This is a genomic window from Duganella margarita, from assembly GCF_009857535.1.
Classification (GTDB): Bacteria; Pseudomonadota; Gammaproteobacteria; order Burkholderiales; family Burkholderiaceae_D; genus Rugamonas; species Rugamonas margarita.
Map to the genome: position 1 here is coordinate 35657 of NZ_WWCS01000005.1, position 21589 is coordinate 57245.

At 62.7% G+C, this 21589-nt stretch carries 23 protein-coding genes; 12 read left to right on the plus strand and 11 right to left on the minus strand.

The annotated features are described in order from the left end of the window. The 5 genes from accC to GTP55_RS09320 form a co-directional block, all read right to left on the minus strand. Nucleotides 1-1377 carry an acetyl-CoA carboxylase biotin carboxylase subunit gene (gene accC / locus GTP55_RS09300; RefSeq protein WP_110845181.1) on the minus strand — a complete coding sequence of 459 codons (1377 nt, stop codon included), beginning with the start codon at nt 1375-1377 and terminating at the stop codon, nt 1-3. 105 nt (nt 1378-1482) lie between these two features. After that, on the minus strand, nt 1483-1959 hold the full coding sequence (gene accB / locus GTP55_RS09305; protein WP_161044665.1) for an acetyl-CoA carboxylase biotin carboxyl carrier protein: 477 nt from the start codon (nt 1957-1959) through the stop codon (nt 1483-1485). 89 nt (nt 1960-2048) lie between these two features. Next, complete coding sequence (gene aroQ, locus GTP55_RS09310) at nt 2049-2486, minus strand: type II 3-dehydroquinate dehydratase (RefSeq protein ID WP_161044666.1); 438 nt, start codon at nt 2484-2486, stop codon at nt 2049-2051. Between the two features lie 84 nt (nt 2487-2570). After that, entirely contained in the window at nt 2571-3113 is a 543-nt protein-coding gene (locus tag GTP55_RS09315) for a TlpA family protein disulfide reductase (protein WP_161044667.1), read from the minus strand. After that, nucleotides 3110-3763 (minus strand): hypothetical protein, encoded by a 654-nt coding sequence (locus tag GTP55_RS09320; protein ID WP_161044668.1) that lies wholly within the window; start codon nt 3761-3763, stop codon nt 3110-3112. The genes GTP55_RS09315 and GTP55_RS09320 overlap by 4 nt, the downstream gene beginning before the upstream one ends. 172 nt (nt 3764-3935) lie before the next feature. Here GTP55_RS09320 and mpl point away from each other — a divergent pair, with 172 nt between their 5' ends. The 8 genes from mpl to corA all read left to right on the plus strand — a co-directional run bounded on the left by mpl (nt 3936) and on the right by corA (nt 12032). Beyond that, nucleotides 3936-5303 carry a UDP-N-acetylmuramate:L-alanyl-gamma-D-glutamyl-meso-diaminopimelate ligase gene (gene mpl, locus GTP55_RS09325; protein WP_161044669.1) on the plus strand — a complete coding sequence of 456 codons (1368 nt, stop codon included), beginning with the start codon at nt 3936-3938 and terminating at the stop codon, nt 5301-5303. After that, complete coding sequence (locus tag GTP55_RS09330) at nt 5300-5878, plus strand: YqiA/YcfP family alpha/beta fold hydrolase (RefSeq protein WP_161044670.1); 579 nt, start codon at nt 5300-5302, stop codon at nt 5876-5878. Before mpl ends, GTP55_RS09330 begins: the two co-directional genes overlap by 4 nt. Continuing rightward, on the plus strand, nt 5875-6477 hold the full coding sequence (locus GTP55_RS09335) for a chorismate--pyruvate lyase family protein (RefSeq protein WP_161044671.1): 603 nt from the start codon (nt 5875-5877) through the stop codon (nt 6475-6477). The genes GTP55_RS09330 and GTP55_RS09335 overlap by 4 nt, the downstream gene beginning before the upstream one ends. Then, entirely contained in the window at nt 6474-8504 is a 2031-nt protein-coding gene (locus GTP55_RS09340) for a ribonuclease catalytic domain-containing protein (protein WP_161044672.1), read from the plus strand. Before GTP55_RS09335 ends, GTP55_RS09340 begins: the two co-directional genes overlap by 4 nt. A 125-nt stretch (nt 8505-8629) precedes the next feature. Next, on the plus strand, nt 8630-9493 hold the full coding sequence (locus GTP55_RS09345; protein WP_202423641.1) for a TonB family protein: 864 nt from the start codon (nt 8630-8632) through the stop codon (nt 9491-9493). A 4-nt stretch (nt 9494-9497) separates the two neighbouring features. Next, nucleotides 9498-10316 carry a shikimate dehydrogenase gene (gene aroE, locus GTP55_RS09350; RefSeq protein ID WP_161044674.1) on the plus strand — a complete coding sequence of 273 codons (819 nt, stop codon included), beginning with the start codon at nt 9498-9500 and terminating at the stop codon, nt 10314-10316. Then, a complete protein-coding gene (gene mtgA, locus GTP55_RS09355) occupies nt 10313-11017 on the plus strand; it encodes a monofunctional biosynthetic peptidoglycan transglycosylase (protein ID WP_161044675.1) in 705 nt (234 codons plus the stop codon). Before aroE ends, mtgA begins: the two co-directional genes overlap by 4 nt. A 49-nt stretch (nt 11018-11066) precedes the next feature. Further along, complete coding sequence (gene corA / locus GTP55_RS09360; protein ID WP_110845169.1) at nt 11067-12032, plus strand: magnesium/cobalt transporter CorA; 966 nt, start codon at nt 11067-11069, stop codon at nt 12030-12032. Between the two features lies 1 nt (nt 12033). On the opposite strand, the gene GTP55_RS09365 is transcribed toward corA, so the two are convergent. From GTP55_RS09365 to GTP55_RS09375, 3 genes are all read right to left on the minus strand, one after another. Continuing rightward, nucleotides 12034-13656 (minus strand): methyl-accepting chemotaxis protein, encoded by a 1623-nt coding sequence (locus GTP55_RS09365; protein WP_161044676.1) that lies wholly within the window; start codon nt 13654-13656, stop codon nt 12034-12036. 140 nt (nt 13657-13796) lie between these two features. Continuing rightward, nucleotides 13797-14555: a GAF domain-containing protein gene (locus GTP55_RS09370; protein WP_229257844.1), complete on the minus strand. Its 759-nt coding sequence runs from the start codon at nt 14553-14555 to the stop codon at nt 13797-13799. Nucleotides 14556-14605: 50 nt separating this feature from the next. Next, complete coding sequence (locus tag GTP55_RS09375; RefSeq protein ID WP_161044677.1) at nt 14606-14860, minus strand: hypothetical protein; 255 nt, start codon at nt 14858-14860, stop codon at nt 14606-14608. Here GTP55_RS09375 and GTP55_RS09380 point away from each other — a divergent pair. Continuing rightward, entirely contained in the window at nt 14843-16573 is a 1731-nt protein-coding gene (locus tag GTP55_RS09380; RefSeq protein WP_110845168.1) for an ABC transporter permease, read from the plus strand. The genes GTP55_RS09375 and GTP55_RS09380 overlap by 18 nt on opposite strands. Before the next feature lie 10 nt (nt 16574-16583). Then, a complete protein-coding gene (locus tag GTP55_RS09385; RefSeq protein WP_161044678.1) occupies nt 16584-17909 on the plus strand; it encodes an ABC transporter ATP-binding protein in 1326 nt (441 codons plus the stop codon). On the opposite strand, the gene GTP55_RS09390 is transcribed toward GTP55_RS09385, so the two are convergent. From GTP55_RS09390 to thiD, 3 genes are all read right to left on the minus strand, one after another. Continuing rightward, complete coding sequence (locus GTP55_RS09390) at nt 17873-18427, minus strand: DUF4351 domain-containing protein (protein WP_161044679.1); 555 nt, start codon at nt 18425-18427, stop codon at nt 17873-17875. The two genes, GTP55_RS09385 and GTP55_RS09390, sit on opposite strands and share 37 nt — an antisense overlap. 223 nt (nt 18428-18650) lie before the next feature. Next, nucleotides 18651-19937 carry a glutamate-1-semialdehyde 2,1-aminomutase gene (gene hemL, locus GTP55_RS09395; RefSeq protein ID WP_161044680.1) on the minus strand — a complete coding sequence of 429 codons (1287 nt, stop codon included), beginning with the start codon at nt 19935-19937 and terminating at the stop codon, nt 18651-18653. Nucleotides 19938-19954: 17 nt separating this feature from the next. Continuing rightward, entirely contained in the window at nt 19955-20875 is a 921-nt protein-coding gene (thiD, locus tag GTP55_RS09400; RefSeq protein ID WP_161044681.1) for a bifunctional hydroxymethylpyrimidine kinase/phosphomethylpyrimidine kinase, read from the minus strand. Nucleotides 20876-20966: 91 nt separating this feature from the next. On the opposite strand from thiD, the gene GTP55_RS09405 reads away from it, so the two are divergent. Together GTP55_RS09405 and GTP55_RS09410 are read left to right on the plus strand one after the other, a co-directional pair. After that, entirely contained in the window at nt 20967-21119 is a 153-nt protein-coding gene (locus tag GTP55_RS09405) for a rubredoxin (RefSeq protein ID WP_110845658.1), read from the plus strand. A 55-nt stretch (nt 21120-21174) separates the two neighbouring features. After that, nucleotides 21175-21570 carry a response regulator gene (locus tag GTP55_RS09410; protein WP_110845163.1) on the plus strand — a complete coding sequence of 132 codons (396 nt, stop codon included), beginning with the start codon at nt 21175-21177 and terminating at the stop codon, nt 21568-21570. Nucleotides 21571-21589: the final 19 nt, after the last annotated feature.

Sequence of the window (21589 nt, forward strand, 5' to 3'; positions counted from 1 at the left end):
TTATTGCGCTTTCAAACTCAGTTTGTGCAGATCCGGCATATCCGCCAGTTTCTGTTCAAGGTAATGGATGTTGGTGCCGCCTTCGATGAAACGGGCGTCGACCATCAGCTCGCGGTGCAGCGGGATGTTGGTCGAGATGCCTTCGACCACCATCTCCGACAGCGCGATCTGCATGCGGCGGATGGCCTGCTCGCGGGTGGCGCCATAGGTGATGACTTTGCCGATCATCGAATCGTAGTGCGGTGGCACATAATAACCTGCGTACGAGTGCGAGTCGACGCGCACGCCCGGACCGCCCGGCACGTGCCAGGACGTGATGCGGCCTGGCGACGGCGTGAACTTGAACGGGTCTTCGGCGTTGATGCGGCACTCGATGGCGTGGCCGGACAGCATCACGTCGCGCTGGCGGAAGCGCAGCTTCTCGCCGCAGGCGATGCGGATCTGTTCCTGCACGATGTCAATGCCGGTGATCATTTCGGTGACCGGGTGTTCGACCTGCACGCGGGTGTTCATCTCGATGAAGTAGAACTCGCCGTTCTCATACAGGAACTCGAAGGTGCCGGCGCCGCGATAGCCGATCTTGCGGCAGGCTTCGGCGCAGCGTTCGCCGACTTTTTCGATCAGCTTGCGTGGAATGCCGGGTGCCGGCGCTTCCTCGATCACCTTCTGGTGGCGGCGCTGCATCGAGCAGTCGCGTTCGCCCAGCCAGACGGCGTTTTTGTGTTCGTCGGCGAGGATCTGGATTTCCACGTGACGCGGATTTTCCAGGTACTTCTCCATGTAGACTTCCGGATTGCCGAAGGCGGTGCCGGCTTCGGTCTTGGTCATCTGCACCGCGTTGATCAGCGCGGCTTCGGTATGCACCACGCGCATGCCGCGACCGCCACCACCACCGGCGGCTTTGATGATGACCGGGTAGCCGACCTTGCGGGCGATCTGCACGATGGCTTTCGGATCGTCCGGCAATGCGCCTTCCGAACCCGGCACGCAGGGCACGCCGGCCTTGATCATGGTCTGCTTGGCGGTGACCTTGTCACCCATGGTGCGGATCGATTCCGAACGCGGGCCGATGAAGACGAAGCCGGATTTTTCCACGCGCTCGGCGAAGTCGGCGTTTTCCGACAGGAAGCCGTAGCCAGGGTGAATCGCTTCGGCGTCGGTCACTTCCGCGGCGCTGATGATGGCTGGCATGTTCAGATAGCTCAGCGACGATGGCGCCGGACCGATACAGACCGATTCATCGGCCAACTTCACGTATTTGGCGTCTTTGTCCGCTTCCGAGTGGACCACGACCGTCTTAATGCCCAGTTCACGGCAAGCGCGCTGGATACGGAGGGCGATTTCGCCGCGGTTGGCAATGAGGATTTTTTCAAACATGATAGGTTCGCTATGTCTGTGAGCGCCGATTGGCTGCGTCAGGTGAGGAGGGATTGCGGACCAAGCAGGCGCGCCCGTCGCCGATGGGGAGGGCGCTGGCCTGTCTTAGCCGATCACAAACAGCGGTTGGCCGTACTCGACCGGCTGGCCGTTTTCGACGAGGATCTGGGTGATGGTGCCGGACTTGTCGGCATCGATTTCGTTCAGCAGCTTCATCGCTTCGATGATGCACAGGGTCTCGCCTTCCTTGACCGACTGGCCCACTTCCACGAATGCTGCCGCGCCTGGCGCCGACGAACGGTAGAAGGTGCCGACCATCGGCGACTTGACGATGTGGCCGGTTGGCTCGGCGGCCGCAGCTGGGGCTGGGGCGGCGGCGGCGGGCGCGGCGGCGCCAGGCGCAGGCGCCTGGCCCACGCTGTATTGCGGGATGGCTTGCGGCTGCATCATGACCATCTGATTTTGCGGCAGGGCCGACGATTTGACGATGCGAACTTTGCTTTCGCCTTCGGTCACTTCGAGTTCGGCGATGTCCGATTCTGCGACCAAATCAATCAAGGTCTTCAGCTTGCGTAGATCCATGTAACCCCCAGAGGAATGTCTTTTAATATAAGTGAGCGGCGCCGTCTTGTGAACGTCACCGCGCTAAAAATGCGCGCAGATCGCGTAGGTTATCGCTTTTTAAGGACGAAGTCGATGGCAAACCGATATCCTTCGATACCCAGTCCGCAGATCGTCCCGCTGGCGATCGCGCTCAGGAACGAATGATGGCGAAACGACTCGCGCTGGTAAATATTCGAAATATGCACTTCCACAAACGGAATGGCCACTCCTGCCAGGGCGTCGCGCAAGGCCACGCTGGTATGGGTCAGGCCGCCCGGATTGATGACGATGGCGTCCACGCCTTCGCTACGGGCGGCATGGATGCGGTCGATCAGTGCGCCTTCGTGGTTGCTTTGGAAACAAGACAAGCTCGCGCCCGCTGCCTGGGCTTGGGCCTGGGCGGCGTGTTCGATGTCGGCCAATGTGCTAGCACCGTAGACCTCGGGCTCCCGCGTCCCCAGCAAATTCAGGTTGGGGCCGTTGAGCAGTAGGAGGTTTTTTGCCATGATTCCTGAGCCTTCTCCGCGAAAGATCCGCATTTTGACGCCAACTGCGGACATTTGGCAAGAGAAAAAAACTTGTGAAACTACTTAAAGAGTTGCCAGATCTTTGCGCAGCTCGTCAAATTTGAGTTTGCCCAGGTAGGTCTTCTTGACCTGGCCGTCGGCGCCGATCAGGACCGTGTAGGGCAGGCCGCCGCCGCTGTTGCCGAACTGGCGCGACAGCTCGGTGCCGCTCATGCCGGCCACCAGCACCGGATAGGTGATTTTATATTTGTCGCTAAATTCCGCGATATTTGACGGCGAATCAATGCCGATGCCGATAACTTGCAGCTTCTTGCCCTCTTCTCCGGCGGCCAGCGCCGACAGTTCCGGCATCTCCTGCACGCACGGACCGCACCACGGGGCCCAGAAATTGACCAGCATGGCCTTGCCTTTATATTGGGCCAGCGGGGTGGCGACGCCCTTGGCGTCCGGCAGCGTTTGCGCGTACAGGGCAGCCACCGGGCCGGCTTCCGCAGCCGATGCGGCTGGCGCGGCCGCAGGTGGTTCTTTGTGCAGCCCGAGGTAAGCGCCGGCGGCGGCAAACACAACGGCGACAGCTATATAAACAGGCAGGTTCTTTTTGCTCATGGTGATGAAGGGTGGGTACTTGGGTGAGTACTCGGGTGAGTACTGTTAACTAATAGGGCGCGCACGGCGGCAATGTCGGCGCGGGCCAGTTTGCCGTCGCTGCGGGTTTTGACGGCGCCACGCAAATCGTCCAGCTCATATAAAGCAGCGTGCACGCCTTCCTTGTGCCACATGAAGCTGACGGTTTCGACCATGCCGTAACGCGGTCCCTTGAAGTGCGGCGTTTCCGAGATGTCGATCTGCAAATTCCGGTTCAGCAGGAAGATCTCCACTTCCTTTGCACTGTCGGCAAACAGCTGCAAATGAATATCGTCGTGCGGGCCGGCCGTGCCATTCAATACGGAGCCGGTCAGGTACGGATGAAATTTTTGCAAGCCTTCCATGATGTCGACTGCCAGCGTGCGCAGCCGGAACAGCCGGGCCGGCTGGGTGTCTGCATGGAACAGCGACTGGTACAGCCGCACCTCGGCCTCGATCTGCGCATTGTCCGGCAGCAGGTTGAGCGGCGGTTGCGTGTCGCCCAGGATCTGCCGCGCGGCCTTGCGCTTGGCCGTGTTGTAGTCGGCGCCATCCTCGGCGATGAGACGCGCGGCAGCCGCCGCGATCTCGGCACGCAGAAGCTGGAGTTCTTCATTCACATTGGCAGTCATGGACGAGATAATACTCTGAACCGGGAAAAGCGCGTCGGCTCAGGTAAAATCCCGTATTCAGCTAGCGCGTCGTTCCCGCGTACGCGGGAATCCATAGAACGGTGGCCCAATGGCTCGGCATGGATTCCCGCTTTCGCGGGAATGACGGAGATCCACTCGTCGTCTTTTTATTATGCACATTCATATCCTTGGTATTTGCGGCACCTTCATGGGCGGCCTGGCGGTCCTGGCGAAAGAAGCGGGCCACCGCGTTACCGGCTGCGACGCCAATGTCTACCCGCCGATGAGCACCCAGCTGGAAGCCCAGGGCATCGAACTGATCACCGGCTACGGCCCGGAGCAGATCAGTCTGAACCCGGACCTGTACGTGATCGGCAATGTGGTCACGCGCGGCAATCCGCTGATCGAGGAAATCATGAATCGCGGCTTGCCATATGTCTCCGGCCCGCAGTGGATCGGCGACCATATATTAAGAGACAAATGGGTGCTGGCCGTGGCCGGCACGCACGGCAAGACCACTACCACCGCCATGCTGACCTGGATTCTGGAAGACGCCGGCTACGCGCCCGGCTTCCTGATCGGCGGCGTGCCGAAGAACTTCGGCGTCTCGGCGCGCATGCAGGGGGACAAGGATTCGATCTTCTTCGTCATCGAAGCGGACGAGTACGACACCGCCTTCTTCGACAAGCGCAGCAAGTTCGTGCACTACCATGCCAAGACCGCCATCCTGAACAACCTGGAATACGATCACGCCGATATCTTCCCCGACCTGCACGCGATCGAAACCCAATTCCACCATCTGGTGCGCACCGTGCCGGGCATCGGCCGGGTCATCTTCAACGCCGACGAAGAAGCGCTGCAGCGCGTGCTCAAGCGCGGTTGCTGGAGCGAACAGGAAAGCTTCGGTCGCAGCAACGGCGCCGATTGGGCGCTGAACGAATACGATGACGGCACGTTCGAGGTTATTTTCAAAGGCGAAGTGCAGGGCCGGGTCGAGTGGTCGCTGACCGGCAAGCATAACCGCGCCAACGCGCTGGCCGCCATTGCCGCCGCCCGCCATGTCGGCGTGCCAATTGCGCAGGCCGCCAAATCGCTGGCCACGTTCGAGAACGTCAAGCGCCGCATGGAAGTGCGCGGCGTGGTCAACAACATCACCGTCTACGACGACTTTGCCCACCATCCGACCGCCATCGCCACTACCGTCGGCGGCCTGCGCCAGAAGATCGGCAAGGCCACCCGCATCCTGGCGGTGCTGGAGCCGCGCTCCAACACCATGAAACTGGGCACGATGAAAGACGCGCTGCCGGGCAGCCTGACCGACGCCGACCTGGTATTCGGCTTCGGCAGCGAACAGGCGCTGGGCTGGAACCTGGGCCAGGCGCTGGCGCCAATCGGCGAGACCGCCAGCGCCTACGAGGACATCGATGCGCTGGTGGCCGCCGTGGCCAGGGCCGCGCAGCCGGGCGACCAGATTATTGTGATGAGCAACGGCGGCTTCGGCGGCGTGCACGACAAAATCCTGAAAGCGCTGGCGGAATGATTCTGTACCTGCATGGTTTTCGCTCCTCGCCGCAGTCCATGAAGGCGCGCGTGGTGGGCGAGCGCATGGCGGCGCTGGGGCTGGCCGACCAGGTCGTATCGCCGCAGTTGCCGGCTTCGCCGAAACTGGCAATGGAACTGGCGCTGTCGTTAATAGAAGGCGTGCCGGCCGATCAATTGAGCATCATCGGTTCGTCGCTGGGCGGCTACTACGCCACCTGGCTGGCCGAGCGCACCGGCTGCCGGGCGGTGCTGCTGAATCCGGCCATCGTGCCGCGCGTGAACCTGGACCAGCACGTCGGCGTGACCACGCAATTCCATTCCGACGAGCCGTTTGAATTCAAGCGCGAATACATCGACGAACTGCACGCGCTGGAAGTGCCGAAGATCAGCAAGCCGGAACGCTATTTCCTGATCGCCGCCAGCGGCGACGAAGTGCTGGACTACCGCGACATGGTGGCCCACTATCAAGGCGCGCGCCAGCATATGATTGACGGCAGCGACCACGCCATCTCCGAGTTTGCGCAGTATGTGGACGAGATATTGGCCTTCTGCGGCGTTGAGGCGCGGGCTTGAGCGCGCCGCCGAGAAGCGCCTCGCTGCGGCAGGCGCAGTGGCAGCCGCACGTGCTGGCCTTGAACGCCCCGTCCGCCTACGTGCCGTGGCTGACCGAGGGCGGCTCGCTGACCGCGCGCCTGAAAGCACACAGTCACAATTTCCGCGTACAGTGCCTGCATCAGCGCGTGGAGCGCTGCCTGAGCGACGAGGCGGTGGCGATCGGCATGCATCGGCCCGGCCGCGTCTGGGAAAGGGAAGTGCTGCTGAGATGTGATAATACGCCTGCGGTGTTCGGCCACACGGTGGTGCCGATGTCGGCCACGGCCACCGATTGGCCGCTGTTTAGCACGCTGGGCGAGCGGTCGCTGGGCACCACGCTGTTTGGCGATCCGCTGGTCGAGCGCAGCGTATTGGAATTTGCAAGATTGCGAGAAGGGCATCCTTTGGCGCAGCGCGCGCGGACGGCATTGATTGCCAACGGCGTCGCGGCCCCGGATGCCCACATATTATATGCACGGCGCTGTCTGTATCGGCGCCGGCAAGGTACGCTGCTGGTAACGGAAGTTTTCCTGCCGTCGGTGCTGGAACTGATTAAAACGAACGACAATAAACGATGAATGTATTTTTTGAAGAATCCGGCGATTTCAAAGTCGGCAGCGTAATGACCCAGGCCGGCGAGGCGTACCAGGTCGAAATGGCCAGCGGCAAACGCACCAAGGTCAAGGCCAAGGACGTGCTGCTGCAATTTGAAAAGCCGTCGCCCGCCGACCTGATGGAGCAAGCCAAGGCCATCGCCGCCGACATCGACCTGGAATTCCTGTGGGAAGTGGCCGGCGAGGAAGAATTCGGCTTTGCCGAGCTGGGCGCCGAATACTTCGGCCACGCGCCGCAGCCGGCCGAAGCGGCTGGCCTGATCCTGAGCCTGCATTCGTCGCCGGTCTACTTCTACAAAAAAGGCCGCGGCCGCTACAAGGCCGCGCCGGAGCAATCGCTGCGCGCCGCGCTGGCCGGCATCGAGAAGAAGAAACAGCAGGCGCTGGTGCAGGCTGCTTATGTCGAAGAACTGAAGGCCAACACGCTGCCGGAAGCGATGCAGAACATCGTGCTGCAACTGCTGTTCAAGCCGGACAAGAATTCGATCGAATACAAGGCGCTCGACGCCGCCTGCACCGAACTGCACACCACGCCGCAGCGGCTGATGCTGGCGGTGGGCGGCGTGGCCTCGGCCAAGGCGCTGCACATGGCCAGGTTCCTGTTCGAGAACTTCCCGAAAGGCGCCGGCTTCCCGGACGTGCCGGTGCCGGTCGCGCCGGGCAATCTGCCGGTAGCCGACGTGCAGGCGTTCTCCATCGATGACGTCACCACCACCGAGATTGACGATGCGTTCTCGGTCACCAAACTGGCCGACGGCAACGTCAAGATCGGTATCCACATTGCCGCGCCGGGCCTGGGCATCAAGCCGGACGACGCGGTGGACAAGCTGGCCCGTGGCCGCATGTCGACCGTCTACATGCCGGGCGATAAGATCACCATGCTGCCGGACAGCATCGTTGAAGCGTTCACGCTGGCCGAGGGCAAGACCTGCCCGGCGCTGTCGCTGTACGCCACCTTGAATCCGGCCGACTGGTCGGTGCTGGCCACCGAAACCCGCGCCGAGCTGGTGCCGATTGCCAACAACCTGCGTCACAACGACCTGGATGACCTGGTCAACGAAGAAACCCTGGCCAGCGGCGAGGGCGACTATCCGCATAAGGAATCGCTGGGCCTGATCTGGCAATGGGCGCAAGTGCTGGAAGCGGCACGCATGGTCAAGCGCGAAGGCTTCGGCCTCAAGCCGGAACAGAACAACCGTGTCGACTACAACTTCTATGTGGAAGACGACGTGGTCAGCGTCACCCGCCGCAAGCGCGGCGCGCCGCTGGACAAGATCGTCGCCGAGCTGATGATCTTCGCCAACAGCACCTGGGGCAAGCTGATGCATGACAATGGCGTGCCGGGTATTTACCGCAGCCAAGGCCGTGGCGTCGGCGGCTGGAACGCCAAGATGCAGGTACGCATGCTGACGCACGCCGCGCCGCACGAAGGTCTGGGCGTGGACCAGTACGCGTGGAGCACCTCGCCGCTGCGCCGCTATACCGACCTGGTCAATCAATGGCAGATCCTGGCCTGCGCCGAGAAGGGCGTGATGGCGCCGCTGGTGGCGCACTTCAAGCACAAGGATGCCGAGCTGTTCGCCATCGTGTCGCAGTTTGATGCGGCGTATGGCGCGTATGCCGATCACCAGGCCAATATGGAACGCTACTGGTGTTTGCGCTGGCTGGGCCAGGAGAATGCCCGTCAGGTGGAGGCGGTGGTGCTGAAGGACGAAGTGCTGCGCCTGAGCGATATTCCGCTGGTGATTCGCCTGCCGGGCATGCCGTCGGTGGCGCGCGGCGCGCAGGTCAAGCTGGACATCCTGCGCTGGGACGAGGTCGACCTGACCATCGAAGCGCGTCTGCTGGAAATCCCGACCGACGTCGCGGCCAGCGATGTCGACTTTGAGGACGACGAGGTGGAAGATGCGCCGGAAGAGGCAGTCGATGCACCGGAAGTGGCGGTAGAAGCCGCTGCCGAGGCGCCGGCCGAACAGCCAGCGGCAGAGTAGTCGCCCGCGCGCAAGCGGGTGCCCATGCTGAGTATGGATTCCCGCCTGCGCGGGAATGACCCGTGTAGAATTTGGACAATCTTCCACCATCCGGCCACCGAGTGAAGTCTTTTAAAGAAAATCGCTTGCTGTACCTTGCCATCGGCTTGTCGCTGGTGGCGCATGCTGCGTTGCTGGCGGTGCGGTTCATCGCACCGTCGCCGGCGCCGGCATTGGCCGCTGATCCCGGGCTGGAAGTGATCCTCGTCAACGCCAAGCACAACAAGGCGCCGCTGAAGGCCGACGCCGTCGCCCAGGCCGACCTGGAAGGCGGCGGCACGGCCAACCAGGGCCGCTCCAAGTCGCCCATGCCGGACATGCGCAAGACCGAAATGGGCGACAGCGTCAAAGCCAACAAGCGCCGCATCGCCGAGCTGGAAGAACGCCAAAAGCAGTTGATGACCCAGGTGCGCTCGCCGTCGCCGGTCAGCGCGCCGCCGGTCACCGAACAACTCAAGCCGGACCCGACGCCCACTGGCGCCGACCTGCTGGAATCGAGCAAGGCCATCGCCCGCCGCGTGGCGGAAATCAGCGAGACCATCGAGGACCAGAACAAACGGCCGAACCGCACGCAGATCACGCCCAGCACGCGCGGCGTCGGTTACGCGATTTATTACAAGACCATGCAGAAGCGCATCGAGGACATCGGCACGCTGAATTTCCCGAACGTCAACGGGCGCAAACTGTATGGCCAGCTGACGCTGTCGATCCCGGTATTCCAGGACGGCACCATCTATGAGAAAGAGGGCGGCATCAAGGTCGAGCGCAGTTCCGGCAACCCGGCGCTGGATGAGGCGGCGATGCGCATCGTGCGCCGCTCGGCGCCGTTTGGCAAATTCCCGCCCAATATGCTGTCCAAAGACAAGGATGATTTGTGGGTGATCATCACCACCTTCAAATTTACCCGAGAAGAGAAATTACAAGCCGACCTGAGCGGCGGAGGAAGATAAGAATATGGACCGCTACTGCGTCTTCGGCAACCCGATCGCCCACAGCAAATCGCCGGAAATTCACGCCGCCTACGCGGCCCAGACCGGCCACGCCATCCAGTACGAACGCCGTCTGGCGCCGCTGGACGGCTTTGCCGATGCCGTGCGCGCCTTCATCGCCGAAGGCGGCAAGGGCGCCAACGTGACGGTGCCGTTCAAGCTGGAAGCGGTCAAGCTGGCGCAGGCGCTGACCATCCGCGCGCGCGCGGCCGGCGCGGTCAACACGCTGGTGTTCAGCGACGAAGGCATCATCGGCGACAACACCGACGGTGCCGGCCTGGTGGCGGACATCGTCAACAACGCCGGCGTAACGATTACCGGCAAGCGCGTGCTGCTGCTGGGCGCGGGCGGCGCGGTGCGCGGCGTGGTGCTGCCGATCCTGGAGCATCGTCCCGCTAAACTGGTGATCGCCAACCGCACCGTGGCCAAAGCCGAGGAACTGGTCGAACAGTTTGCCGCGCTGGGCGGCGAGGGCGTGGTCTCGGCGTGCGGCTTTACCGACATCGAAGGCGCGTACGACATCATCATCAACGGCACCGCAGCCAGCCTGAGCGCGGAAGTGCCGCCGGTGTCGCCATCGATTTTTGCGCCGGGATCTTTGGCTTTGGACATGATGTACGCAGCCTCTCCCACCGTATTTTTGCAGTTCGCAGCCCAGCACGGCGCACAGTTGCGCGACGGCCTGGGCATGCTGGTCGAGCAGGCCGCCGAGGCCTTCCACCTGTGGCGCGGCGTGCAGCCGGCCACGGCCGACGTGTTGCAGACGCTGCGTGACCAGCTATGAGCAAATCGTCCGGTAAATGGCGCTGGGTGAAGTGGCTCTTCATCGTCCCGATCCTGTTGTTCGTGGCGGTGCAGCTGTACTTCCTGCTGCAGATCTGGTGGTGGGTCGGCCATAATCCGGGCATGACCAGCTTTATGCGCGAGCAGCAATCGGCGCTGCGCGAGAAGAATCCCAACGCCAACATCCAGCAGCAGTGGGTGCCGTACAACCGCATCTCCAACAACCTGAAGCGCGCCATCATCGCCTCCGAGGACGCCAACTTTTCCGACCACGACGGCGTCGACTGGGAGGCGCTGCAAAAGGCCTACGAGAAAAATAACAAGAAGCACAAGGTGGTGTCGGGCGGCTCGACCATTACCCAGCAACTGGCCAAGAACCTGTTCCTGTCCGGCTCGCGCAGCTATGTGCGCAAAGGGCAGGAGCTGATCATCACCTTCATGCTGGAAACGCTGATGGACAAGGAGCGCATCTTCGAGATCTACCTCAACGTGGTGGAGTTCGGCACCGGCACCTTTGGCGCCGAGGCGGCGGCGCGGCATTACTACGGCGTCAGCGCGGCCAACCTGAGCGCGCCGCAGGCGGCCAAACTGGCGGTGCTGCTGCCCAATCCGCGCTATTTCGACAAACACCGCGACTCCAATTACCTGGCGCGCCGCACCGGCGTGATTTTGCGCCGCATGGGCTCAGCGGACCTACCTTAAACCAGGCTTTGCGGGTACACTTGCGCTGTTTCCAAAGGCGCGTTTATCCATGATTAATGTTTTCGTTCTCCAGAATGGCCGGCTCAACCAGGTGCCCATCGACAGTCGCGCAGACCTGGAACAGGTCGAGCCGGTCTGGGTCGACCTGACCGACCCGACGGATGACGAACGCGCCTGGGTCCGAACCATCTACGGCGTGATCTTGCCGGGTGAGGACGAGGTCAAGGACATCGAAGCGTCGGCCCGTTATTACGAAGCGGAAAACGGCGACCTGCACCTGCGCACCGACTTCCTGCTGGAAGAAGAGGACGGCCCGTCGCGCATCGTGACCGTGGCGTTTATCCTGGCGCGCAAGATTCTGTTCTCGGTGCATACCGACGATTTGCCGGTATTCCGCCTGGTGCGCATGCGCGCCCGTTCGCGTCCGGGTTCGATCGCCGACTACATGGACGTGCTGCTGGATCTGTACGCCACCGACGCCGAATACTCGGCCGACGCGCTGGAAGGCATCTACCAGCAGCTGGAAGAGGTCAGTGGCCGCGTGCTGCAGGAAACCTTCACCGACCAGGACGCAGCCGCCGCGCTGAACGCCATCGCCCATGAGGAAGACCTGAACGGCCGCATCCGCCGCAACATGATGGACACGCGCCGCGCGGTCAGCTTCCTGATGCGCGGCCGGCTGCTCAATTCCGAGCAGTTCGAGGAAGCGCGCCAGATTTTGCGCGACATCGAATCGCTGGACGGCCACACCTCCTTCCTGTTCGACAAGATCAACTTCCTGATGGACGCCACGGTCGGCTTCATCAACATTAACCAGAACAAGATCATCAAGATCTTCTCGGTGGCCAGCGTCGCCTTCCTGCCGCCGACCCTGATCGCCTCGATCTACGGTATGAACTTCAAGTGGCTGCCGGAACTGGAATGGCAACTCGGCTACCCGTTCGCCATCGTCCTGATGGTGACCAGCGCCATCGCGCCGTTCCTGTACTTCCGCCATCGCGGCTGGCTCAAGTAAGTTAATAGCTCAGGCGCAGCGCCATGCCGCGGTGGGCGCTGCCGGTGGAAGGGCGCGGCGCCGCAGCCGGCTGCTCGGCGCTGACCTTGAACAGGTCGACCACATGCGACAGCGCGGTGGCTTGCTGCTGCATCTCCAGCGCGGCGGCGGAGGCTTCCTCGACCAGCGCCATGTTCTGCTGGGTCATGCCGTCCATGTCGCCGATGGCCACGCTCACTTCTTCGATGCCCGCGCTCTGTTCGGTGCTGGCGATGCTGATCTCGCCCATGATCTCGGTCACGCGTTTGACGCTGGCCACCACTTCATGCATGGTGCTGCCGGCTTTTTGGACCAGCTCCGAGCCGGAGCCGACCTTGGCCACCGAGTCGTCGATCAGGGCCTTGATTTCCTTGGCGGCCGAGGCCGAGCGCTGGGCCAGGCTGCGCACTTCGGAGGCCACCACCGCAAAGCCGCGGCCCTGGTCGCCGGCGCGGGCCGCCTCGACGGCGGCGTTCAGCGCCAGGATGTTGGTCTGGAAGGCGATGCTGTTGATGACCGAAATGATTTCCACGATCTGCTTGGACGAGGCATTGATCGACTCCATGGTCGCCGTCACCTGCTGCATGACCTCACCGCCCTGTTCGGACACCTGCGAGGCCGACCGCGCCAGCGTATTGGCTTGCTGGGCATTGCTGGCGTTCTGCTTGACGGTGGAGGTCAGTTCTTCCATCGCAGTCGCGACTTTTTCCAGCGCCGAGGCCTGCTGCCCGGTGCGGCCGGCCAGGTCTTCGTTGCCCTGGGCGATCTCGGCCGAAGCGGAGTTGATCGCCTCCGTTCCCTCGCGCACCTGGCCGACGATGGACGACAGGCTGTCGCGCATGGTCTTGATGGCAAACAGCAGGCTGCTCTGGTCGCCCGGCGCCACCACCACTTCAGTGGCCAGGTCGCCGTGCGAAATGCGGTTGGCGATATCGGTGGCGTAGGCCGGCTCGCCACCCAGTTGCTTGAGCAGGCCCCGCTTGATCAGGCTGGCGATCAGCAGGCTCAGCAGAAAGGCCGTCACGGTCAGCACCAGCGTCCACAGACGGGCGCTGCTGGCGGCGCTTTCCGACAGTTCGGTGGCGTCCGCCATCTGCCGCTCGGTTTTTTTCAGCACCATCGCGATGTCGGCCACGATCTGCCGGCGCAGCGGGCTGCACTCATTGACCAGGAACTTGCCGAATGCTTCCATGTTGCCGGCTTCGCGCAGCCGGCGCGGCTGCTTGAGCGCGTCGGCCATGGCCAGCAGGCCGGTGCGGACCTTGTCGAACTCCGGATCGCCTGCAAACGCCGGCGTCATTTCGGTCAGCGCCGCCAGATACAGCGCTTTCTGATCGTCGACGATGGTCAGTTCCCGCGCCGCCTGGGTTTCGTCGGTAAAGATGTAGGCGTTGCGCGCCGCCAGGCCAGTCTGCGCCAGGGCTTCACGGGCCTGGTAGAGCGGGTTGAGGCGCTTTTCAGCGATGGCGTTCTGTTGCTGGAAGGCCGAATTGATCGACGTGACGCCGAGCAACGATACGGTTGCCAGCAGCATCATCAGGGCGGTGACCATGCCGAAGCCCAGGGTCAGCTGGGTACCGATTTTTTGCTTGAAGAGGAAGTTCATTTTCTTTGTCCTTAATGAGGTGGCGAGACTGCGAAGGCGCAGCGGGGCGCTTGCAGTCTGGCCCGGGGGCGGACTGCTGCTATATTGGGGGAATGCTCGCTGCCCCGGCTAAGATTGGGGCGGGGCAGCGTGACCGGCCGTTACTGCTCGGCGCGGCGTCTGATTTCTTCGGATGCCAGGTCGGTCAGCTCACGCAAGGCGCGCACTTCGCGCTCCCGGAGTTTGCGTGGCTCGGTGTCCAGCACGCACAAGGTACCCATCGGCTGGTTATCTGCGCCCAGCAGCGGGAACCCGGCGTAAAAACGGATATGCGGCGCCCCCGTTACCAGCGGGTTGTCGCGGAAACGCGGATCGCTCAGCGTGTCTTCCACCATGAACAAGCCCTGCTGCAGGATGACGTGGCTGCAGAAGGCCCAGGCGCGCGGGGTGTCGTTGGCCTCCACGCCGATGCGCGACTTGAACCACTGGCGCTCCGCCGTCAACAGGCTGATCAGCGCCATCGGCGCCTCCGTCACCTGGCTGGCAAGCCAGGTCAGGCGGTCGAACGCCGGCTCGCCTGGAGTATCGACCAGTCCCGAAGCGTCGAGTACCAGCAGGCGTGCCGCTTCGTCGCGCGGGACGGGGTAGGCTGGGGCTTCGGCGGGCAGAAATTCCGGGCTGCTGGCGGTGCCGTACTGCGCCGGGGCGTCGGGCTGTCCACCGTCGCGCTGGCCGATCAGCTGTTGCACCGCGCTCAGACGCACCCGGCGGTGGCCGCCCGGGGTTTTCCACGAGGGGATGGCGCCGTTCTCGATCCACTGCTGGGCAGTACTGACGGCCACGCCGAGCAGTTCGGCGGCGGCCCGGGTGGTCAATACAGTGTCTTCTTCGGCGCGGATCATGGTGGCGGCTTTCATCATTTGTCGTGTCATTGAAGGAAATTATACATAAGTTTCCTTATGGAATTAAATTATTTGATGAAAATGATGTCGGCGTCGGCATTTTGTTGGATTTTGGGGCGCCGCAGCCGGTATTTTCCGGCGGTGGCTTCAGTATCCGTCAATTTCAGCATTTCAAGGCCACTTCCATTAACTTTCACGTCTGTAATATATTGGAAGCAATAATCTATTAGAATGGCGGCCAGCGTGATGCGCTCCCTCCTCTTTGCTCCTCGCGGCCGCCTGCGCCGCCCAGAGAAAGTAATAATATGAACAAGAAACGGCAATTTTTCCCCCGCCAGGTGGTGGAAGCCGGCGGTAATCGCTGGGACTGGGCGCTGCTGCCCATCGTATTGGCGGTCTTCGTGCTGATGGCCTATGGCAGCCAGCAGATGGCGCGTCCGTATGAACTCGGCCAGGCATTGCCGATGTCGCTCGACCCGATCAATCTGCCGTACTACGTGCTGCGCACCACGCTGCGCATGTTCATCGCGCTGGGCGCGTCGGTGATTTTCAGCTGCGTGTTCGCCGCGCTGACCACCAAGTACCGCACTGCTGAAAAAATCATGGTGCCGATGCTCGACATCCTGCAATCGATACCGATTCTCGGCTTCCTGTCGATTACCGTCACGGCGTTCATCGCGCTCTTCCCGGGCAACCTGCTGGGGGTGGAGTGCGCCGCCGTGTTTGCGATTTTCACGTCGCAGGCGTGGAATATGGCGTTCTCGGCCTACCAGGGCTTCCGCACCGTGCCGGCCGAATTGTCGGAGGCGGCGCAGGTGTTCCAGCTGTCCGGCTGGCAGCGCTTCTGGCGCCTGGAGCTGCCGTATGCCATGCCTGGCCTGCTGTGGAATATGATGATGTCGATGTCCGGCGGCTGGTTCTTCGTGGTGGCGTCGGAAGCGATCGTCGTCTCCAACCAGACCATCAAGCTGCCCGGCATGGGTTCCTATATCGCGCTGGCGATCGAGCAGAGTAATTTGGGCGCGATCGGCTGGGCCATCTTCGCCATGCTGATTGCGGTGCTGGCCTACGACCAGCTGTTCTTCCGCCCACTGCTGGCATGGGCCGACAAATTCCGCTTCGAGGAAACCGGCGGCGATACCGCGCAGTCATCTTGGCTGCTCACCTGGCTGCGCCGCACCGAACGCACGCAGCAACTGGTGGAATGGTTTGGCCACCAGCTGTCGCGCTCCATCGCCGTGTTCCGCCTGTCGCACGACGGCACCTCGATCCGCGCGCGCAAGGACAAGCCGTCGCTGGTGCCGCAGCGCGTATGGGATGCGGTGATTGCGGCCGTGGTGTTTTACGCGCTATGGAGCCTGGTGCATTTCATTCGTACCGAAGTCGGTTGGGGTGAAGTGGGCCATGTGCTGATGCTGGGCGTGTACACCATGATCCGCGTGGTGGTGCTGCTGGCGCTGGCGGCCATCGTCTGGGTGCCGGTCGGAATCTGGATCGGCATGAATCCGCGCTGGGCCTCGCGCACGCAGGCGGTGGCGCAGTTCCTGGCGGCCTTCCCGGCCAACCTGGTGTTCCCGGTGGCGGTGATTATCATCGTGCGCTACCACCTTAATCCGGACATCTGGCTGTCGCCGCTGATGATCCTCGGCACCCAGTGGTACCTGCTGTTTAACGTGATTGCCGGCGCGTCGACGATACCGACCGAGCTGCGTCACGCCGCCAAGAACTTCGGTTTGACCGGCTGGCTGAAATGGCGCCGCTACCTGCTGCCGGCCATCTTCCCGAGCTTTGTGACGGGGGCGATCACGGCGTCGGGCGGCTCGTGGAATGCCGCCATTGTCTCGGAGCTGGTGAGCTGGGGGCCGACCACTTTGAAGGCGCACGGTATCGGCAGCTACATCGCCGAGATGACCGCCACCGGCGACTTCCCCCGCATCGCGCTGGGCATCGGCATCATGTGTATTTTCGTGATGGGCTTTAACCACTTCGTGTGGCGCCGTTTGTACACCCTGGCCGAAAGCCGGCTGCATTTCTAGGAACAGAATCATGAGCACTCCTATCGTTGAACTGAAAGCCGTCGGCAAACACTTCCGCGGCGCCGATGGCTCCGCGCGCTCGGTGCTGGAAGGCGTCGACTTTACGCTGCGCGAGGGCGAGATCGTTGCGCTGCTGGGGCAATCCGGCTCTGGCAAATCGACCATGCTGCGGATTATGGCGGGCCTGATCCAGGCCGATGAAGGCCAGGTGCTGTATCGCGGCATGCCGTTGTACGGCACGGCGCGCGGCATCCGCATGGTATTCCAGTCGTTTGCGCTGTTCCCGTGGCTGACGGTGCAGAAGAATGTGGAACTGGGCCTGGAAGCGCAGGGCATGCCGCCGGAAGAACGCGCACGCCGCGCCGAAAAGGTGATCGACCTGATTGGCCTGTCCGGCTTTGAAGGCGCGCTGCCGCGCGAGCTGTCGGGCGGTATGCGTCAGCGGGTCGGCATCGCCCGCGCGCTGGTGATGGAGCCGGAAGTGCTGCTGATGGACGAGGCATTTTCCGCGCTGGACGTGCTGACCGGCGAGCGCCTGCGCGAAGAGATTCTGGAGTTGTGGCAGTCGGGCCAGATTCCGACCAAGGCGATCCTGGTGGTGTCGCACAATATCGAGGAAGCGGTGATGATGGCCGACCGGGTGCTGATCTTCGCCAGCGATCCGGGACGCATTCGCGCCGAGTTGCCGATCTCCCTGCCGCAGCCGCGCAAGGCGGAAAGCGCCGAGGTGCGGCATCTGATCGACAAGGTGTATGAACTGATGACGGCGAGTGCCGGCCGTCGCGGCGGTGGCGGCAGTGGCTTGATCAGCGAGCGGGAAGTCAAGCTGCAATTGGGCGACCGTCTGCCGCAGGCCGGCATCGCACACATGGAAGGGATTCTGGAGTCGCTGGCGGAAGAGCCATTCCACGGCCGCGCCGATTTGCCGAAGATCGCCGAAGAGACGGAACTGACGGACGCCGAATTACTGGAGGTGCTGAACGCGCTGATCCTGCTGGGCTTCGCCTATCTGACCAACGGCGATATTTTGATGACGGAGTTGGGCGAGCGCTATGTCAAGGCGAACAACACCGAGCGCCAGGAGCTATTCGGCAAGCAGCTGCTGGAGCATGTGCCGCTGATTGCTTACATCTGCCACGGCCTGCAACAGGACAAATCGGGCGATTTACCGGAAGACCTGTTCTTGAAACTGCTGCGCTTCACGCTGAGCGAAGAAGAAGCCGAACGCGCGCTGCGGGTGGCGATCGAGTGGGGCCGTTACGGCGACCTGTTCGAATACAACTTCAACACCGGCGTGATTCAGCGCCCGGAAGAAGACGATCCCGCTGCCGACTGAGTCTTGAAGACTTGCGTCAGTGATGTCGCATCCAGCACGGCATCGCTCCAGTCGGTGAGCTGCGCCAGACTGGCTTTCGCCAGCTTCTTCTGGGTTGTTTTCGACACAGGGCCGAAGCGCCGCGTAAGCTGCCGCTCCAATATGGCGGCGGCGCCTTTCTGCATGCCTTCGCCGATAAACATTTCTTCCAGCGGGGTGATCCATTTCATCGGGTCTGTCATTTTGCGCTCCTTTTTCAACTGGGCGGCAGCTTGCCAAAAGTGTTTCTGCTGAGTGTCAGGCAAGGCCATCATCCAGTTAATCACTTTGAACATGGTGATTATGCGCGCTTTGCTCCAGCGATGTTGGTACAGTAGCTTGGTCAAATGCCACTTGGCGGCATACAGCTGATCCGGGTCGTGATGAGCTTGCTGCGTGTGCAGATGGGCCAGCGTCACCAAGGCAAACGGATTTTGCGAGGACTCCAAATCATTGCGGGACGCATAGTTCAGCAGCTTGGCGGTAGTGAACGAAATCATCGCCCAACCTGATCCCAGCCAGCTCCTTGTCACGGAAGCGGGGGCGTTTTGACCAGTCTATCTGACCGCAGAGCTCGCCAAAAAAGAAAGCCATGAAAGCGCGGAAGGCGTGGGTGAGCGCAGCTTTCCAGGGCAGGTCATAGCGGGCGGGGGGAGTGGGGGCGGGCATGCAGCCAGTCTAAGACCAAGCTGCTGGTGCCCGCATTGATGCACTACAAATGAATTACAGCGTGGCGAACACGCGGCGGGCGGCGGCGATGGTTTCGTCGATCACGTCGTCGCTGTGCTGCGCCGAGACGAAGCCCGCTTCAAACGCCGCCGGCGCGAAGTACACGCCTTCGTCGAGCATCTTGTGGAAGAAGACGTTGAAACGCTCGCGGTTACCGGCCATCATTTCGGCGTAGTTGTTGGGCGGCGTTTCGCTGAAATACAGGCCGAACATGCCGCCCACCGCATCGGCGCAGAACGGAATGCCGGCGTCTTGTGCCGCCACCGTCAGGCCATCGGCCAGGCGCCTGGCGGTGGCGCCCAGTTGGTCGTAGAAGCCCGGCTGCTGGATCAGCTTGAGCGTGGTCATGCCCGCCGCCACCGCCACCGGATTGCCCGACAGGGTGCCGGCCTGGTAGACCGCGCCGACTGGCGACATATTGCTCATCAACTTGGCGCTGCCGCCAAACGCCGCCACCGGCAAACCGCCGCCGATGACTTTGCCCAGCGCCGTCAGATCCGGCTGGATGCCATACAGTTCCTGCGCGCCGCCCAGCGCCACGCGGAAGCCGCACATTACTTCGTCGAAGATCAGCAGCGCGCCATGTTTGGTGCACAGCGCGCGCAGCGCTTGCAGGAAGGCTTCCGACGCTTTGATCAGGTTCATATTGCCGGCCACCGGCTCGACGATCACGCAGGCGATTTCATCGCCGAAGTTGGCGAACGCCTCTTCGATCTGCGCCACGTCGTTATAGTCCAGCACCAGCGTGTGTTTGACGAAGTCCTCCGGCACGCCGGCCGACGTTGGATTGCCGAAGGTGAGCAGGCCGCTGCCCGCTTTCACCAGCAGCGAGTCGGCGTGGCCGTGGTAGCAGCCTTCGAACTTGACGATCTTGTCGCGGCCGGTGGCGCCGCGCGCCAGGCGCAGCGCGCTCATGGTCGCTTCGGTCCCCGACGACACCAGGCGCACCTGTTCCAGCGATGGCACCAGGCGCACCAGTTCTTCGGCCATTTCGACTTCGCCTTCGGTCGGCGCGCCGAACGACAGGCCGCGCGTGGCCGCTTCCTGCACCGCCTTCACCACCTGCGGATGCGCGTGGCCGACGATCGCCGGGCCCCACGAGCCGATGTAGTCGATGTAACGCTTGCCGTCCGCGTCCCAGAAGTACGGACCTTCGGCGCGGGTGATGAAGCGCGGCGTGCCGCCCACCGAACGGAAGGCGCGCACCGGCGAGTTGACGCCGCCCGGCGTGGTTTTCTGGGCGCGTTCGAACAGCTGGTCGTTCTTGGAAATCGTGGTCATGATGGCATCTTTCTCTACTACTGCATGTCCGCTGCGGACTGTAAATGGAAAAAACGGTTCGGCACGAACTTGCCCATGCCGTAGCGCTGCGCATGCGCCAGCGCGCCGACAGTGTACTCCTGCGCCGCCGCCACTGCTTCCGGCACGTCGGCGCCGCGCGCCATGAAGGCCGTCAGCGCCGCCGACAGCGTGCCGCCGGCGCCGATGAATGGCCCGGTCAGATGCTGCCAGGCGTCGTGGCTGATGACGCCATCGGCGCCGAACAAGGTGTTGGCCAGGGTGTTCGGGCCGCCGTTTTCGCCGGGCGCGCCGGATGGGGTGCCGGTCACCAGCACGAATTCGCAGCCCAGGGCCAGCAGGTGCTCGACGTCCGATTCCAGCGTGTCTTCAACCATGACGACGTCAGCGTCGGCATCGGCGCTGGATTCGGCGGCTTGGCCAGGCTCGCCGGGTTCGCCGCCATCGCCGGACTCGCGCCAGGTTTCGGCCAGCCGGCCCAGTTCCACCTGCGACAGCATCAGCAGCGTGGCCTGCGGCACCAGCAGCTGGCGGATCGCGGTCAGCAGCTCTTCGGCGTCGTCGTCCGGCAGCGCCGGCAGGCGGGAACTGAAGGGATCGAGGATCAGCGGCGCATCCGGATAGTCGGACAGGATCTCGGCGATCGCCGCCACCTGTTCCAGGTTGGTGATGGCGCCGACCTTGAAGGCGGCCATGGTCATGTCCTCCAGCAGCACGCGGGCCTGGTCGGCCACCCAGTCGGGATCGATGTCCTGCAGGTCTTCGACGCGGGCGCTGTCGCCGATCAGCAACGCGGTGGTCACCGCCAGTCCGGTGCAGGAGAGGGCGGAGAAGGCTGCCAGGTCGGCCTGGACACCCATGGCGCCGGCCGGATCGGCGGCGCCAAAGCTGAGAATAAGGGGAGAAGTTTGGTTTTGCACGGCGGGTAGATTAAGATACCTAATTCAGCATTTTACTTGAGGGTGGCAAAAAGTGAGTAGCAACGAAACAACGCAGGAATTCCAGACCTGGATGTGTCTCATCTGCGGCTGGATCTACGATGAAGCCGCCGGCCTGCCGGACGAAGGCATCGCCCCCGGCACCCGCTGGGCCGACGTGCCGATGAACTGGAGCTGCCCGGAATGCGGCGCCCGCAAGGACGATTTCGAGATGGTCGCCATCTGAATCCCGGGCAGCGTCGCCCTATGCTATGGTGTAGCCTCATCTTAGCGATTCTATTATGACCTCTACGCCCCTGAAAATCATGGTGATCGACGACAGCAGCACGATTCGTCGCTCCGCCGAGATCTTCCTGAGCCAGGCCGGCTACCAGGTGGTGCTGGCCGAAGACGGCTTCGACGCGCTGGCCAAGATCAACGACCATCACCCGGCGCTGGTGTTCTGCGACATCCTGATGCCACGGCTGGATGGCTACCAGACCTGTGCGCTGATTAAAAAGAGTGCAAAATTCCATGCCACGCCGGTGCTGATGCTGTCCTCCAAGGACGGCCTGTTCGACCGCGCGCGCGGCGCCATGGTCGGCGCAGTGGCTTATCTGACCAAACCTTTTACCAAGGACAGCCTGCTGACCGCCGTGCGCGAGCACACCGGCGGCGCTGTCGCTACACCAGAATAAGAAAGCCGCAGGGGGAAAT

Excerpts from the sequence above, each read along its gene's own strand:
- GTP55_RS09330 (WP_161044670.1), top strand. The coding sequence starts at position 5,300 with ATGATTCTGTACCTGCATGGTTTTCGCTCCTCGCCGCAGTCCATGAAG.
- GTP55_RS09405 (WP_110845658.1), top strand. The coding sequence starts at position 20,967 with ATGTGTCTCATCTGCGGCTGGATCTACGATGAAGCCGCCGGCCTGCCG.
- GTP55_RS09315 (WP_161044667.1), bottom strand. The coding sequence starts at position 3,113 with ATGAGCAAAAAGAACCTGCCTGTTTATATAGCTGTCGCCGTTGTGTTT.
- corA (WP_110845169.1), top strand. The coding sequence starts at position 11,067 with ATGATTAATGTTTTCGTTCTCCAGAATGGCCGGCTCAACCAGGTGCCC.
- GTP55_RS09380 (WP_110845168.1), top strand. The coding sequence starts at position 14,843 with ATGAACAAGAAACGGCAATTTTTCCCCCGCCAGGTGGTGGAAGCCGGC.
- GTP55_RS09390 (WP_161044679.1), bottom strand. The coding sequence starts at position 18,427 with ATGATTTCGTTCACTACCGCCAAGCTGCTGAACTATGCGTCCCGCAAT.
- GTP55_RS09365 (WP_161044676.1), bottom strand. The coding sequence starts at position 13,656 with ATGAACTTCCTCTTCAAGCAAAAAATCGGTACCCAGCTGACCCTGGGC.
- accC (WP_110845181.1), bottom strand. The coding sequence starts at position 1,377 with ATGTTTGAAAAAATCCTCATTGCCAACCGCGGCGAAATCGCCCTCCGT.
- hemL (WP_161044680.1), bottom strand. The coding sequence starts at position 19,937 with ATGACCACGATTTCCAAGAACGACCAGCTGTTCGAACGCGCCCAGAAA.
- GTP55_RS09410 (WP_110845163.1), top strand. The coding sequence starts at position 21,175 with ATGACCTCTACGCCCCTGAAAATCATGGTGATCGACGACAGCAGCACG.
- GTP55_RS09370 (WP_229257844.1), bottom strand. The coding sequence starts at position 14,555 with ATGATGAAAGCCGCCACCATGATCCGCGCCGAAGAAGACACTGTATTG.
- aroQ (WP_161044666.1), bottom strand. The coding sequence starts at position 2,486 with ATGGCAAAAAACCTCCTACTGCTCAACGGCCCCAACCTGAATTTGCTG.
- aroE (WP_161044674.1), top strand. The coding sequence starts at position 9,498 with ATGGACCGCTACTGCGTCTTCGGCAACCCGATCGCCCACAGCAAATCG.
- GTP55_RS09385 (WP_161044678.1), top strand. The coding sequence starts at position 16,584 with ATGAGCACTCCTATCGTTGAACTGAAAGCCGTCGGCAAACACTTCCGC.
- accB (WP_161044665.1), bottom strand. The coding sequence starts at position 1,959 with ATGGATCTACGCAAGCTGAAGACCTTGATTGATTTGGTCGCAGAATCG.
- GTP55_RS09320 (WP_161044668.1), bottom strand. The coding sequence starts at position 3,763 with ATGACTGCCAATGTGAATGAAGAACTCCAGCTTCTGCGTGCCGAGATC.
- GTP55_RS09340 (WP_161044672.1), top strand. The coding sequence starts at position 6,474 with ATGAATGTATTTTTTGAAGAATCCGGCGATTTCAAAGTCGGCAGCGTA.
- mpl (WP_161044669.1), top strand. The coding sequence starts at position 3,936 with ATGCACATTCATATCCTTGGTATTTGCGGCACCTTCATGGGCGGCCTG.
- mtgA (WP_161044675.1), top strand. The coding sequence starts at position 10,313 with ATGAGCAAATCGTCCGGTAAATGGCGCTGGGTGAAGTGGCTCTTCATC.